The 14727-nt window shown below is 65.1% G+C and carries 15 protein-coding genes; 8 read left to right on the forward strand and 7 right to left on the reverse strand.

From position 1 onward, the window contains the following. Positions 1-191: 191 nt before the first annotated feature. Together XH91_RS28965 and XH91_RS28970 are read left to right on the forward strand one after the other, a co-directional pair. On the forward strand, positions 192-563 hold the full coding sequence (locus tag XH91_RS28965) for a Crp/Fnr family transcriptional regulator (protein WP_128953760.1): 372 nt from the start codon (positions 192-194) through the stop codon (positions 561-563). Beyond that, on the forward strand, positions 560-1372 hold the full coding sequence (locus tag XH91_RS28970; RefSeq protein ID WP_128953761.1) for an MBL fold metallo-hydrolase: 813 nt from the start codon (positions 560-562) through the stop codon (positions 1370-1372). The genes XH91_RS28965 and XH91_RS28970 overlap by 4 nt, the downstream gene beginning before the upstream one ends. Positions 1373-1502: 130 nt before the next feature. Here XH91_RS28970 and XH91_RS28975 read toward each other — a convergent pair whose 3' ends face one another. The 3 genes from XH91_RS28975 to XH91_RS28990 all read right to left on the reverse strand — a co-directional run bounded on the left by XH91_RS28975 (position 1503) and on the right by XH91_RS28990 (position 3634). Further along, positions 1503-2000, reverse strand: coding sequence for a TPM domain-containing protein (locus XH91_RS28975; protein WP_128953762.1), 498 nt, complete (start codon positions 1998-2000; stop codon positions 1503-1505). Between the two features lie 2 nt (positions 2001-2002). Continuing rightward, complete coding sequence (locus tag XH91_RS28980; RefSeq protein ID WP_164934024.1) at positions 2003-2890, reverse strand: TPM domain-containing protein; 888 nt, start codon at positions 2888-2890, stop codon at positions 2003-2005. 138 nt (positions 2891-3028) lie between these two features. Beyond that, positions 3029-3634: a LemA family protein gene (locus XH91_RS28990; protein ID WP_128953764.1), complete on the reverse strand. Its 606-nt coding sequence runs from the start codon at positions 3632-3634 to the stop codon at positions 3029-3031. Positions 3635-3825: 191 nt separating this feature from the next. Between XH91_RS28990 and XH91_RS28995 the strand changes: the two genes are divergently transcribed. From XH91_RS28995 to XH91_RS29005, 3 genes are read left to right on the forward strand one after another with little or no spacing between them, the layout of a single operon-like run. Continuing rightward, the gene (locus XH91_RS28995) at positions 3826-4677 is read left to right on the forward strand and encodes an enoyl-CoA hydratase (protein ID WP_128953765.1); all 852 of its coding nucleotides are present in this window, start codon (positions 3826-3828) and stop codon (positions 4675-4677) included. Between the two features lie 5 nt (positions 4678-4682). Further along, on the forward strand, positions 4683-5831 hold the full coding sequence (locus XH91_RS29000) for an acyl-CoA dehydrogenase family protein (RefSeq protein WP_128953766.1): 1149 nt from the start codon (positions 4683-4685) through the stop codon (positions 5829-5831). Positions 5832-5843: 12 nt separating this feature from the next. Then, positions 5844-7040, forward strand: a complete 1197-nt coding sequence (locus tag XH91_RS29005; protein ID WP_128953767.1) for an acyl-CoA dehydrogenase family protein — start codon at positions 5844-5846, stop codon at positions 7038-7040. A gap of 154 nt (positions 7041-7194) precedes the next feature. Here XH91_RS29005 and XH91_RS29010 read toward each other — a convergent pair whose 3' ends face one another. Together XH91_RS29010 and XH91_RS29015 are read right to left on the reverse strand one after the other, a co-directional pair. Next, the gene (locus tag XH91_RS29010; protein ID WP_128953768.1) at positions 7195-9519 is read right to left on the reverse strand and encodes a xanthine dehydrogenase family protein molybdopterin-binding subunit; all 2325 of its coding nucleotides are present in this window, start codon (positions 9517-9519) and stop codon (positions 7195-7197) included. Between the two features lie 114 nt (positions 9520-9633). Further along, positions 9634-10509: a dihydrodipicolinate synthase family protein gene (locus tag XH91_RS29015; RefSeq protein ID WP_128953769.1), complete on the reverse strand. Its 876-nt coding sequence runs from the start codon at positions 10507-10509 to the stop codon at positions 9634-9636. 112 nt (positions 10510-10621) lie between these two features. Between XH91_RS29015 and XH91_RS29020 the strand changes: the two genes are divergently transcribed. The 3 genes from XH91_RS29020 to XH91_RS29030 all read left to right on the forward strand — a co-directional run bounded on the left by XH91_RS29020 (position 10622) and on the right by XH91_RS29030 (position 12897). Beyond that, a complete protein-coding gene (locus XH91_RS29020; protein ID WP_245477245.1) occupies positions 10622-11455 on the forward strand; it encodes a transporter in 834 nt (277 codons plus the stop codon). Between the two features lie 207 nt (positions 11456-11662). After that, complete coding sequence (locus XH91_RS29025) at positions 11663-12529, forward strand: S1C family serine protease (protein WP_128953770.1); 867 nt, start codon at positions 11663-11665, stop codon at positions 12527-12529. Next, entirely contained in the window at positions 12526-12897 is a 372-nt protein-coding gene (locus tag XH91_RS29030; protein WP_128953771.1) for a response regulator transcription factor, read from the forward strand. The genes XH91_RS29025 and XH91_RS29030 overlap by 4 nt, the downstream gene beginning before the upstream one ends. On the opposite strand, the gene XH91_RS29035 is transcribed toward XH91_RS29030, so the two are convergent. Both XH91_RS29035 and XH91_RS29040 read right to left on the reverse strand, forming a co-directional pair. Next, positions 12892-13962 carry a sensor histidine kinase gene (locus XH91_RS29035; protein WP_128953772.1) on the reverse strand — a complete coding sequence of 357 codons (1071 nt, stop codon included), beginning with the start codon at positions 13960-13962 and terminating at the stop codon, positions 12892-12894. The genes XH91_RS29030 and XH91_RS29035 overlap by 6 nt on opposite strands. After that, a complete protein-coding gene (locus XH91_RS29040) occupies positions 13949-14641 on the reverse strand; it encodes a response regulator transcription factor (RefSeq protein WP_128953773.1) in 693 nt (230 codons plus the stop codon). The genes XH91_RS29035 and XH91_RS29040 overlap by 14 nt, the downstream gene beginning before the upstream one ends. Positions 14642-14727: the final 86 nt, after the last annotated feature.

Below are 14727 nucleotides of genomic sequence, written 5' to 3' on the forward strand. Positions count from 1 at the left end.
AACTCGTCCGAGGCCGAATTGGGTCGGGAAAGTGGAACCGGGGTGGCGGCGTGCAACAAATCGTCAGACGATGCTGCCCTGCGGTAGATTGCCTGCTTAGCCGAAGGGGGTTATTTGCCCGCCGCGGTTCCCCGGTTAACATGAGCCGTCCCGTCAGCCAGAAGGCGTTTGGGGGGTGCCAAGGGGGTGCCATGACGATCGAGAAGTGCATCAACGCGTTTGATGTGGATGACGTCATCTTCGAGGAGGGCTCGACCGGCCGCGAACTGTTTGTCGTGCTCGACGGCGAGGTCGAGATCGCCAAGATGAGCGGCACCAGCAAGACCAGCATCATCAAGCTCGGCAAGGGCGAGTTCTTCGGCGAGATGGCCGTGATCGACGGCTCGGCTCGCTCGGCGACCGCGATCGCGTCGGCGCCCAACACGCGGGTGATGCGGATCAACCACGCGCGCTTTGTCTATCTCGTCAGCCAGCAACCGGCATTCGCGCTGATGGTGATGGACGCGCTGTCGAAACGCCTGCGCGCTTCCAACGCGGTCACCTACCGGGCGGCGCAATCATGAGCGAGCGCAAGCCGACCGCATTCCCGATCCTGATGAAGAACGACATCTGCTCGCTGATCCAGGCGGCCGATGACGTCTATCAGATCCGCTTCTCCAACCGCGCCGCCAACGCCTATCTGGTGCGTGGCTCGGCGCGCACCATCCTGATCGATGTCGGCCTGTCCTCGAACTATCCGGCGATGGTGGAGTGTCTGACCTTCGCCGGATGCCCACCTGAAAAGATCGACATGGTGGTGCTGAGTCACGAGCACCTCGACCATATCGGTGCGGCCTGGCACTTCAACGAGCGCCGCACCTATGTCGCAGCCCACCGGCTCGCCGCCAACAAGATCATGCTGCGCGACGACTTCTCAATGCTGCGCAAGATGTTCAACGAGCCGAACGTGCCCATCAATATCGACATCTGGCTCGAGGAAGGCAATCTGATCGACCTCGGCAATTTCCGCCTCAACGTGATGTACACGCCGGGCCATACCTCCGCCTGCATCACCCTGTTCGACCAGGACAAGGGCCTCTTGTTCGCAGCCGACACCTTGATGCCCGGTGGCGTGATGGGCGGCGTGTTCGGCTCGGGCAGCATCGCCGACTACATCCAGTCGCTGGAGCGCATCAAGGGGCTGAACACCAAGCTCCTGCTGTCGGGGCACGGACGGTTGTCGGATACGCCGCAGGACGACGTGCGCACTGCCATTGCGCGCTCGCACGGCCTCTTGGAAGACACCGCGCAATTGTTCGATGCGCTGGATGCGCGCTCGAATTTCGAGCCGATCATGCAGTCGGTGCGGGATTTGAACAAGCTGGATGATTGAGGCACGCGCCGTTGCTAATCCCGTCATTGCGAGCGGAGCGAAGCAATCCAGAATCTTTCCGCGGTGACAGTCTGGATTGCTTCGTCGCAAGGGCTCCTCGCAATGACGGAGTGTGGGTTATCAACTCGGCCTACATCACCACCGGCGCATCCGGCAGCTCATTCGGATGCGGCCCTCCCGGTGGATAGTGCCTCGCCAGCTCCCGCGACACCGCCGCGATACCGCCAGTCACGCCGCGCTCGAATTGGCCTGCGCTGAACTCGGCCTCCATCGCACGGCAGATCGTCTCCCAGCCCGCGGCGCCGACCTTCGCATCGATGCCGCGGTCGGCGATGATCTCGACGTCGCGGTCGGCGAGCAGCAGGTAGATCAGCACGCCGTTGTTGTGCCCGGTGTCCCAGATCCGCAAATGCGAGAAAACATCGAGCGCGCGCTCGCGCGCGTGCTGGTTGCGGAACAGCGGCCGACCATCGAGCGCGCCTTCGACGACGAAACGGACCTGGCCGGAATGCGTCGCTTCGCCTTTCTTGATCGCCTGCTCGATACGCTCGAGCGCGTCTTGCGGAAACACTTGCTTCGCACGCCAATGGTGCTGGAGGAGATGCCTGGTGATACGCCCGATGCCCATGACTACCAGCTCCCCGAGGCGCCGCCGCCACCAAAGCTGCCGCCGCCTCCGCTGAAGCTGCCGCTGTCACTGGATGATGAACCGCTGCTCCAGCCGCCGGACGAGGAGCCGCTCGACCGGGAACCGCCGCGCGAGGGCCCTGTCGATGCCGGAAACAGATCGGCGATGAAGGACAAGACGAAGCCGATGATCCCGGCGAGCAAGGCCAGCGCGCCGGATCCGAGGATGAGCAACGCCAGGAGGCCGATCACGCTCCCGGTCGCGACCGAGCCCAGCAATCGTCCCAGCAGCGTGCGCAAAAAGCCGCCGACGATGAGCGAAGCAAACAGCGCGACCGGCAGGAGTGGCCCGATATCGTCCAGATTGGCGAAATTCACGCTGCGCGAGGGAGCGGGCAGCGGCTCACCATCGACGACGCGCATCATCCGCTCGGCACCGGCCGAGATGCCGCCGGCGAAATCGCCCTCCCGGAATTTCGGCGTGATGACCTCGTCGATGATCCGCCGCGAGGTGACGTCGGTCAGCGCGCCTTCGAGCCCGTAACCGACCTCGATGCGCAGGTGCCGGTCGTTCTTGGCGACCACGAGGATCGCGCCGTCGTCGACCTTCTTGCGGCCGATCTTCCAGGTCTCGGCGACCCGGATCGAGAACTGCTCGATCGTCTCCGGGTCCGTCGTCGGCACGATCAGCACCGCGATCTGGCTGCCCTTGCGCGTCTCGAAATCGGCGAGCTTCTGCGACAGCGCGGCGATGTCGCTGCTCGACAGCGTGCCGGTCCGGTCGACCACGCGGCCGGTGAGCTGCGGCACTGCGACGTCGGCGAGGGCGGGGAAGGCAAAGACGAAGAGGAGCGCGAATGCCACAAGCGCATGCCACAATCTCGCTGTCATCGCCCGGCTTGACCGGGCGATCCAGTATTCCAGAGACGCCAGCGGATCACCGAGAAGCCGCAGCGTACCGGATTCCCCGCCTGCGCGGGCAATGACAGCGGTGGGTGGGGTGAAGCGCATTCGCAAAACGACGCGCGCTTACTTCGACGGCGCGGGCGCGTTGAAATCGACCTTCGGTGCGGTCGAGATTTCCTTCTCGTTTTCGACCGAGAAATTCGGCTTCTCCTTGTAGCCGAACATCATCGCGGTCAGGTTATTCGGAAACGAGCGGACCGTGACATTGTATTCCTGCACCGACTTGATGTAGCGGTTGCGCGCGACCGTGATGCGGTTCTCGGTGCCCTCGAGCTGCGACATCAAATCCCTGAACAGCGCATCCGACTTGAGCTGCGGATAATTCTCCGTCACCACGAGGAGGCGCGACAGCGCGCTGGAGAGCTCGCCTTGGGCCGCCTGGAATTTCTGCAAGGCGGCGGGATCGTTCAACACCTCGGGCGTCGCCTGGATGCTGCCGACCTTGGCGCGGGCATTGGTGACGCCAAGCAGCACGTCCTTCTCCTGCTGCGCAAAGCCCTTCACCGAGTTGACGAGGTTGGGCACGAGATCGGCGCGACGCTGATACTGGTTCACCACCTCGGACCAGTTGGCCTTGATCTGCTCATCCTGGCTCTGGATCGCGTTGTAGCCGCAATTGGTGAGGCTGAGCGAAGCCAGCGTTGCCAGCACGGTCAGGATCTTGCGCATCAAATTTCTCCCGGTGGAATCGGCCCGCAAGCTACCAGATCGAGCGCGTACAACGCCAGATATCCCGCGCGGGCGGCGTGAAAAGCAGCCGGCTGACGCAAGCCCCTTGCCTATCAGCACACGACATAGTCAACTCCTGGCAAACAAGTCGTCTTGGCAAACAAGACGAAAGAACAGCACGGGAGCGCGCCATGTCCTCGTTCGAGACCATCCTGGTGGAGCGGCCGGAGCCGGCGATCGCCAGGGTCGTGATGAACCGCCCCGAGGCGCGCAATGCACAGAACCTGCAAATGACCTACGATCTCAACGCCGCCTTCGACCAAGCGGTGCAGGACGATACGGTCAAGGTGATTATCCTCGCCGGCAATGGGCCGCATTTCTCGTCCGGTCACGACCTTCGCCCCGGGACCAAGAATGCCGCAGGCACAGATTTTCCGCCGATAGGAAATTGGGGCGGCTTTGCGGAAGCGAACGCCCACGGCCGCTTTGCGCGCGAGCAGGAAATATATCTCCAGATCACGCGGCGCTGGCGCAATCTCGCCAAGCCGACCATCGCGGAAGTGCACGGCAAATGCATCGCCGGCGGCCTGATGCTGGCCTGGGCTTGCGATCTCATCGTTGCCAGTGACGATGCGCAGTTTTGCGACCCCGTCGTGACGATGGGCGTCTGCGGCGTCGAATGGTTCGTGCATCCCTGGGAGCTCGGCCCGCGCAAGGCCAAGGAATTCCTGTTCACCGCCGACAGCTGGAGCGCGCAGGAGGCGTACCAACTCGGCATGGTCAACCAGGTCGTGCCCCCCGCGGAGCTGCCATCGCGCGTGCTGGAGCTGGCGCGCCGGATCGCGTCAAAGCCGTCCTTTGCACTGAAGCTGACCAAGGAGGCCGTGAACCGCTCCGTCGACGTGATGGGCCAGCCCGCCGCGATCGACCAGGCCTTCGCGCTACATCAGCTCTGTCACGCCCATAATCTTCAGGAGTTCGGCATGGTGGTCGATCCCTCAGGACTGCATCCCTCCGTGCGCAAGCCGGCGGCTGCGGAGTAAGCGCCATGGATCTCAATCTCAGTGACGAACAACGGCTGCTGCGTGAAAGCGCGGAGCGCTTCGTGGCCGAGAGCTACGACGCCGACCACCGCCGCAAGATGGCGAACGATCCGCTCGGCTTCAGCCCTCATGTGTGGAAACAGTTCGCAGAGCTCGGCTGGCTGGCGCTGCCGATCCCGGAGGAGTTTGGCGGGCTCGGCGGCGGGCCGGTCGAGATCGGCATCTTGATGGAAGCGTTTGGTCGTGGGCTGGTGTCCGAACCCTATGTTGCGACGATTGTGCTGGGCGCCGCGCTGATCGAGCGATGCGGCAGCACGGTGCAGAAGCAGGCGAGCCTGCCCAAGATCGCGGACGGCTCAATGAAGCTTGCGTTTGCGCATACCGAGCGCGCCGCGCGGTTCGATCTCGCCAAGGTCGCGACATCAGCGACCAAGACGGCGCAAGGCTGGCGCCTATCGGGCAGCAAGATCGCCGTGCTCGACGGCCATGCCGCCGACGAGATCATCGTCTCCGCGCATCTGCACGATCATCACGGACCCTCGGGGCGCATCGGCCTCTTTCTGGTGCCGGCGACGGCGCAGGGACTTGCGATCTCCGATTACCCTCGCCTCGGCGGCGGGCGCGCCTGCAACATCGAGCTGTCCGATCTGCATTTGCCGGAGGATACGCTGCTCGGCGACGGCAGGGACGCACTGCCCGCAATCGAATGGGCGGTCGACCGCGCGATGGCTGCGCTCGGCGCGGAGGCCGTCGGCATCATGCAGACTCTGCTCGACACCACGCTCGAGTACACCAAGATCCGGAAGCAGTTCGGCCGGCCGCTGTCCGCCAAGCAGGTGATCCGCCATCGCCTCGCCGACATGGCAATCCAGGTCGACGAGGCCCGTTCGATGGCGCTGCGCGCCGCATTGAAAGCGGATGGCACGCCGGTGGAGCGTGCCCGCGCTGCATCGGCTGCGAAGGCGAAGATCGGCAAATGCGCTCGCTTCGTCGGCGAGCAATCGATCCAGCTTCACGGCGGCATGGGCGTCACCGAGGAGCTCGAGGTCGGCGCCTATTTCAAGCGCCTTGTCGCCTTCGACACGCTGTTCGGCGGCAGCGCGCACCACTATGCCCGCCACGCCCAGCTTGGCCGCGCCACTGCTTCAGCCTGAGAGGAGCGCATCATGGACCTGTCGTTCAATGCCGAGGAGCGCGCCTTCCAGGGCGAGGTGCGCAGCTTCATCGCCAAGAATCTCACCGAGGAGATGAAGCGTGCCACCGCGCTGACGCCATCGGTGTTCTCCGATCCCCCGATCGGGATGGCCTGGCAGCGCGCGCTGCACAGCCGCGGCTGGGGCGCGCCGGGCTGGCCGGTCGAACATGGCGGCCCCGACTGGACGCCGGCGCAGCGCTGGATCTTCGAGAGCGAATGCGCGCGGGCCGGCGTGCCCAACGTCAACGTGATGGGCGTGAAGATGGTCGGTCCCGTCATCATCGGCTTCGGCTCGCCCGAGCAGAAGAATTTTTTCCTACCGCGGATTCTCTCCGGTGAGGACTATTGGTGCCAGGGCTATTCCGAGCCGGGCTCGGGCTCGGATCTCTCCTCGCTGAAGACGCGCGCAGTGCGCGACGGCGACGACTACATCATCAACGGCACCAAGATCTGGACCACGCATGCGCATCACGCCAACCGCATGTTCGCGCTGGTGCGCACCAGCGACGGGCCGCGGCAGCAGGACGGCATCAGTTTCATTCTGATCGACATGAAGACGCCTGGAATCACGACGCGGCCCATTCTGACCATCGGCGGCGACCACGAGGTCAACCAGGTGTTCTTCGACGATGTGCGCGTGCCCGTCGCCAACCGCGTCGGCGATGAGGGCAAGGGCTGGACCTACGGCAAATATCTGCTCGAGTTCGAGCGCGGCTCCGGCATTGCGTCAGCCAAGCTGCGTGAAGGGCTCCGGGCCATCACCGAGCTTGCGGAGTCCGATCTCACGGGACGCGCCATCGATAGCCCCGATATCGCGACGCGGATCTCGGAGGTCGAGATCGACATCGACGCGCTGGAGATGACGGAATTGCGCGTGCTCTCGGCGCTTCAGACCGGGCAGAATCCCGGCGCGGTGTCCTCGATCCTGAAGCTGCGCAACAGCGAGATCCGGCAGGCCGTGACGCGGTTAGGGGCCGATGTGATCGGCCACGACGCGCTTGCCGTCGAGCCGATGCGCCCGCTCTACAAGCTCAACCACGAGTCCGCGCTGCCCGAGGACATGCTGACGGTGGTGCCGGAATATCTCAACGGCCGCGCCTACACGATCTTCGGCGGCACCTCGGAGATCCAGCGCGATATCATCGCGAAGATGATGCTGGGGATTTGAGCGCTTCGGCTCGCTCCTTCGTCATTGCGAGCGCAGCGAAGCAATCCAGACTTTTTCCGCGGAGGGACGCTGGATTGCTTCGCTGCGCTCGCAATGACGGCGTCGAAACAGCGCGGCCCTGATTTCGCACCGCAATCAGGGCTACGCTGAAGTCCTATCCCGCCGCCTTCGCGTCCCTGATCGCCTTCCAGATCTTCTGCGGCGTCAGCGGCGTGTTGAGCTGGGTGATGCCCAGCTCGGCGAGCGCGTCCATCACGCCGTTGGTGACGCAAGGCGGACCGCCGATGGCGCCGGATTCGCCGCAGCCCTTGGCGCCGAGCGGATTGGTGCGGCAGGGAGCGGAATCGTCCAGCGTCACCACGATCGGCGGCACGTCGTCGGCGCGCGGAATGCAATAGTCCTGGTAGCTCGCGGTGAGCAGCTGGCCGTCGGCATCGTACGACACGCCTTCATACAGCGCCTGGCCGATGCCCTGCGCGACGCCGCCATGGATCTGCCCCGTCACCAGCATCGGGTTCACGGCGACGCCGACATCGTCGACGGTGGTGTAGCGCACGACCTTGGAGACGCCGGTCTCGGGGTCGATCTCGACCTCGCAGATATGGGTCCCGTTCGGCCAGCTGGGACCATCGACCTCACCTTCGGAATCGACGCTGAGCTTTGCGCCGCTTTCCTTTTCGGCGAGATCGAACAGGCTGATGCGACGATCGGTGCCGACCACGGTGAGCATGCCGCCCTGATATTCGATGTCCTCGACCGAGGTCTCCAGCACGTTAGCCGCTTTCTCGCGCGCCTTCTGGATCAGATCGGTGGAGGAGACCGCGACGGCCGTGCCGCCGACGAACAGGGAGCGCGAGCCGACGCTGCCAAAGCCCATGGCGAGATCGGTATCGCCTTGCACGACGTCGATCTTGTCCATGGCGATCCCGAGCGTGTCGGAGATCATCTGCGCGTAGGTGGTCTGCAGCCCCTGCCCCATCGCCTGAGTGCCGGAATGCAGCACGACACGGCCTTGCGAGGTCGCCTGCAGCGTGACCTTTTCAGTATGCGCGCGGCCGCCGGTCCATTCGATGTAGGACGTGAGCCCGCGGCCGTAGAGCAGGCCCTTCTTCTTCGCGGCCTTCTTGCGCGCGGCAAAGCCGTCCCAGTCCGCAAGCTTCACGGCGCGATCGAGCATGTGCGCGAAGGCGCCGGAATCGTAAACCTGACCGGCAGCGTTGGTGTAGGGCAGCTGCGCCGGCTTGATGTAGTTCGCTTTCCGGATCGCACGCGGATCCATGCCGATTTTTCGCGCGGCAGCGTCGAACAGGCGCTCGACGATGAAGACAGCCTCGGGACGGCCCGCGCCGCGATAAGCGCCGACCGGCGCGGTGTGGGTCATCACCGACTTGACCTCGAAATGCACCAGCGGCAGGTCATAGACTCCGGTCTGCACGAACGGCCCGAGCACGAGCGGAATGATGTTGGCAGCGCCCGAGGAATAGGCGCCGGTGCAGCCGATCGAGGTGACGCGATAGGCCAGCACCTTGCCTTTTTCATCCAGCGCGAAGGACGCGGTCGAGGTGAGATCACGGCCGTGGGTGCCGCCAACGAATTCGTCGGTGCGGTCGCCGCGCCAGCGGATCTTCTTGTTCAGCTTGGTCGCGACATAGGCGACGATGCCGTCCTCCGGATAGAGATTGGTCTTCTGGCCGAACCCGCCGCCGATATCGCCGACCAGCACGCGCACGCTGTCCTTCGGACGCTTCAGCACGGCTTCGGCAAGCACGTCGCGGGTCGAGGCCGGGGTCTGCGATTGCACATGAAGCAGGAGACGGCCGGTCTTCTTGTCAATCTCGGCAATGGTCGAGCGTGGCTCCATCGCGGAGGGTACCAGGCGCTGGCTGACGAGATCGAGCTCGACCGTGTGGGCGGCCTTGGCAAAAGCCTCGTCGACCTTGGCAGCATCGCCATAGCTCATCGCGCCGACGATGTTGTCGGGCGCCTCAGGCCACACCACCGGCGCGCCGGGTTTCACGGCCTCGACCGGATCGACCACAGCGGGCTGCACGTCGTATTCGACCACGATCGCCTCGGCCGCGCTCTGAGCTTCCGCACGCGACGAAGCCACCACTGCGGCCACGGCCTCGCCGGTGTAACGCACGACCTCATGCGCGAGCAGCCGCCGCGGCGGCACCGTCATCGGCTTGCCATCGGGGCGCTTGAAGATGCTCAACGTCGGAATGGTGCCGACGTCGTCCTTGATCAAATCGGCACCGGTGTAGATCGCAGTGACGCCGGGCATCGATGCGGCAGCGCTGGTGTCGATCGAGACGATGTTCGCATGCGCATGCGGCGAGCGCAGCACGTGCAACCACAGCGCGCCATCTTCCGGCTTGTCGTCGATGAATTGCCCCTTCCCGGTGAGCAGCCGCTGGTCTTCCAAACGCTTGACGGGCTGTCCCGCTCCGAAACGCAAATTGCCGGGAAGAATGTTCATTCCGTGGGGTCCTCAGGGTCTCTTGAAATGCGGGCAGCCTTTTAGCGGATCGAGCCATGCGAGACCAGCCGCGGTTTTAGGCGGCGGGACCACGGATTCGTCATGTCAGGAGGGCTAAGCGAGCTCCTTGAGCGCCGCTTCCACGATTTTGCGTGCCTCGGCCGTCAGCGCGGCCTGCGGCAGGACGGGATCGCCGACATCGTAACCCTGGATCGCAAGGCCAGCCTTGATACAGGCAGCGAGATTGAAACGGGCGAACGCCTCGTTGATGCGCCACACCTTGCGCTGGAGCGCCATGGCCTCGTCCCAGCGGCCGGCCTGGCAGAGATCGTAGAGCTTGACGCTCTGGCGGGGGATGATGCAGGCCGGCCCCGCCATCCAGCCGAGACCGCCGATTAGCATCACCGCAACAGGGATATGGGCGGAGGCCGAGAACACCCGCAAGGCATCGCCGCAGCGGTTCATGATCGAGAGCAGCCGCCCGGTGTTGGTCGAGGCGTCCTTGATGTAGCCGATGCGCGGATGCTCGGCGAGCCGCGCGATGACATCGAGGGTCAGGTCGGAGCGCTGGAATTGCGGATTGGTGTAGATGACCACGGGAATGTCCACGGCATCCGCGATGCTGCGGAAATAGGATTCGACCTGGGCATCATTGAGCGGGAAGTACGCCTCGAGGATCGCCAGGATGCCGTCGGCGCCGAGCTTCTCATAGGCCTTCGCCTGCGCCACGGCATCGGCCGTCGAGGTGGAGGCGACGCCGGCCACGACAGGCACGCGGCCCCTTGCCGCCTCAATCGTGGTCTGCACGATCGCCATGCGCTGCGCGGCATTGAGATAGGCGAACTCGCCGGTCGAGCCGAGCGGCGTCAGCCCATGCACGCCGGCGCCGATCAAATCGTCGCAGAGCCTCGCGAGCACATCGGCCCTCACCGTGCCGTCAGCGCTGATTGGCGAGACGAGATAGGGGAAGACGCCGCGAAAATCAGTCATGTCGGGAATAAATCCGGGGGAAGCTCAGTCCAATCTGGCAGGCGCGTGGTCCATCGCGTGCTAGCATGGGGTCTTATTGCCAGCAAGCGATCGACGTTCGAAGAGCATATTTGTGGTTTTGGGATCTGACCTGCAGCGTTGGCGGGCTTCGCTGTGTTGCGTCGGCGTCCTCGTCGTCGCGCTGGGCCCGCGCATGGCCGAGGCCGGTGAATGCCCCTCGCCGCAATCCGAGATCGCGACCGACCGTCCTGATGTGACCAATTCCAGCCTGGTCGTACCTGGCGGCAGCATCCAGATCGAGAACGGGCTCAACACGTCCGGCCAGGGTACGTCCAAGGGATTTGACGGGAGCAACAGTCGCCTCCGCTTTGGTGTCGCGCCCTGCCTCGAAGTGCTGGTCGATGTTCCGAGCTATGTCGGGCGGCTGATCGGCTCGGTCGACACCGGCTTTACCAATGTCGTCCCCGCCGTGAAATGGCAGGTCAGGGGACTGCCTGAGCCCGCGAACCTCTCGGTGGTCGCAGGCGCCGACCTGCCGACCGGCACTCCCGCGATCACGGGTGCGGGCCTTCAGCCCTATTTGCAAGTCCCCTGGTCCTACGAGCTCGGCAGCGGCTGGGGCATCAGCGGCATGTTCACCAGCTTCTTCCGACCATCGGATCTGACCAACCGCCAGACCAGTGAGGCGACCTTCGTGGTCGAGCGGAAGGTCGGCGAGAAGCTGGCGCTGTTCGCCGAATATGTCGGCGATTATCCGTCGCGCGGCGCGAGCACGGCGCTGCTCAATGTCGGCGGCGGCTATCTCCTGAACCGCACCGAGCAAATCGATTTTCACCTCGCCTTCGGTCTCAATCGGAATTCGCCGGACTACATCGTCGGCGTCGGCTATTCCTACCGCTGGGACAACGTCCTCGGCACGGCGGCGCGACCGCGGCTTTGGCATTGACCAGTTTCCAGGGACGCTCCGCACCCGACTATCAGGCTGCCGTGGCTGACGCGGAGTCCGTCCGGCGCGGTTCGGGATTGCCACACGTTCCCGTGAGCGATCCTAATAACAAGTCCGTCGGCTGCGACGAGGTTAAGGACTGGCCACCCGGCCAGTTTCGCAGACGGCCGGGACATCCCAGATTGAGGGCAGCTTAAGGAGCCTTCCATGACCGACCTCACCCCACTCACCTCGCTGTCATCAGCGCTCGCGGATGTCGTGGCGCGCATCGCGCCGTCCGTGGTCTCAGTCCATTCGCATCGCTCCCGCTCGACCGGCTTCGCCTGGAAGCCCGGCCTGATCGTCACCGCCGACGAGGCACTGGCCCATGAGGGCGATGTCCAGATCGGTCTTCCCGACGGCAGCACTGTTGCGGCCACGATCGTGGGCCGCGACCATACGACCGATATCGCCCTGCTGCGCGCTGATACCGGTATCGCGCCGGTCAAGCTGGCCACGACTGTGCCTGCTCTCGGTGCGCTCTCGATCGTGGTCGCCACCAACAGGGACGCGCAGAGTGCGGCGCTGGGGATGGTGTCCGTCTCAGGCCAGGGCTGGCGCTCCTTGCGCGGCGGCGAGATCGACGCACGGATCGAGCTCGATGTTCGGCTGCGGCCGAACCAGGAGGGTGGCCTTGCCGTCGATGCCTCGGGCGAGGCCTTTGGCATGGCCGTGCTCGGACCGAGGCGCGTGCTGGTGATTCCCGCAGCGACGATCGAACGCGTCGCCGCCCAGCTCGAGACGCGCGGCCGCATTGCGCGCGGATATCTCGGGCTCGGACTGCAGCCGCTGCGGCTCGATGACGGCATCGGCGCGATGGTAATGAACGTCGACAAGGCCGGCCCCGCGGCCGCGGCCGGCATCCGCCAGGGCGACGTGATCGTGGCGGTCAACGACCAAAAACTCGCCGGCGTGCGCGAGCTGTTGCGGACCCTGACACCCGCAAGCGTCGGCCGCGTGGTCGATGTCGCGGTCCTCCGCGGCGGCGAGCCGGCGAGCTTCAGGGTGACGATCGGCGAGAGGCCCGAGGCGTGAGCGCGGACACCACGCCCGAGATCGTGCTGTCGCTCGAGATCGACGATCCTGCCCTCGCCGACCGCCTCGCGACACTGCTCGGCAGTGTCGCGGGGCTTCGGCTTGCCGCGCCCGGCGAGGCCGCCAACGCGACGATCGTCGCCCGCGATCCGCGTGTCATGCCTGAAGACATCGTGCTGACGCAGCGCGAGCTCGACGTGCTGGCGCTGATGGCGGAAGGTGCCTCCAACAAGATGATCGCCCGGCAACTCAACATCTCCGTGCATACCGTGAAATTCCATGTCGGCTCGCTGCTCGACAAGCTGGATGCCACAGGCCGTACCGACGCAGTGGCCCACGCGGCGCGCCGCGGCGTGATCGAGCTATAGCGCGGACGGGAAGCTGAGCCGAACCGTCAGACCCGGCGCGTTGTCTTGCAGCACGATCTCGGCACCGTGGAGGCGCGCCACCGCGGCGACCAGGCTCAAGCCGAGGCCGTTGCCCGGGGTGTAGCGGCTCTGCTCGAGCCGGTAGAAGCGTTTGAACACGTGGTCGCGCTGGTCGGCGGCAATGCCCGGACCGTCATCACCGATGGCGATCGTCGCGCCATCACCGGCGTTGCGGCAGATCACCGTCACCTTTCCGCCGGCGCGACCATGCTTGATCGCGTTGTCGACGAGATTGGCGATGGCGTCGAACAGCAGGTCGCGGTCGCCGGTGACGGCGACCGCGCGATCGCCAGTGAGGCTCAGGCGCGTTGCAACCTGCTCGGCTGCGGCATCATAGAGCTCGACCACCTCGCCGGCGATCTCGGCCAGATCGAGCGGGCGGAACGCGCTGCGGCGGGCGCGGGTCTCGATCTCCGAGATCCGCGTGATCGAGGCGAACATGCCGAGCACCGCATCGAGGTCGGCAATGGTGTCGCCGATCAGGGCGGCATCGGCCTCGTCGTTGCGCGGAGCATGATAGGCCTTTTCCAGCCGGCCGCGCATGCGTGTCAGCGGCGTGCGCAGGTCATGGGCGACATTGTCGCTGACCTGCTTGACCTCGCCCATCAGCGTCTCGATGCGGTCGAGCATCTGGTTGAGGTTTTCGGCGACGCGGTCCCATTCGTCATGGCTGCCGCGCAAGGGAATGCGCCGGTCGAGGCCCGAGAGCATGATGGCGCGGCTGGTGGCGTTGATCTCCTCGATCCGCCCGACCGTGCGCCGCGTCACCAGCACGGCCGCGACGCCCGACAGCACGACCAGCAGCACGGCCACCGCGACCATCGCCAGTTCGAGCATCGCGACGAAGCCGGAGTGATCGCCGACATCGCCGACACGGCTGCGCACATAAGCGAGCGTGCCGAAATAGACATAGGCCATGATCGCCGCGACGATCAGGCCGAAGATCGCGATCGCGATCAGCGCCAGGCGGAAGGTCGAGGACCGGAGCGTGTTAGCCAGGAGCACGGAGGCAATATCCGATGCCGCGGATGGTGTGGATCAATGGATAGGCCTGTGCATCGTCGACCTTGCGGCGGACGCGTCCGACATAGACGTCGATGATGTTGGTGGAGGGATCGAAATGCAGGTCCCAGACGTGCTGGAGCAGCATCGCGCGGGAGACGACGCGCCCCTCGTTACGCACGAGATATTCGAGCAATTGAAATTCGCGCGGCAACAGCGGGATCTTGCGGCCACGGCGGCTGGCATTGCGTGCGATCAGGTCGACGGCGAGATCGCCGACGCGCAGGATGGTTTCCTTGGCGATCGTCTCGCTGCGGCGACCGAGCGCCTCGAGGCGCGCGAGCAGCTCGACGAAGGAAAACGGCTTGACGAGGTAATCGTCGCCGCCGGCGCGCAAGCCGCGTACGCGATCGTCGACCTCACCGAGCGCGGAGATGATCAGGAACGGCGCGGCAACGCCGTCGTCGCGCATCTGCCGCATCACGGCGATGCCGTCGATGTCGGGCAGCATGCGGTCGATCGTGATCACGGCATAGTCGCGCGCGATGCCGTGGCTGAGCGCTTCGCGCCCGGTCGCTGCGAGGTCGACGTCATAACCCGAGGTCGTCAGCTCCTCGACGAGCTGGCCTGCGGTTTCCGGATCGTCTTCGACGACGAGGATGCGGCGATGGCCTCCGGTCATGACAAACTCCGCGCGACGATCGCCACCAGATTATCCCGTTCCGGGGCTGAGCGGAACCACCCGGTGGCGATCGCGACAATGGTGCG

It is taken from the genome of Bradyrhizobium guangzhouense, assembly GCF_004114955.1.
GTDB lineage: Bacteria > Pseudomonadota > Alphaproteobacteria > Rhizobiales > Xanthobacteraceae > Bradyrhizobium > Bradyrhizobium guangzhouense.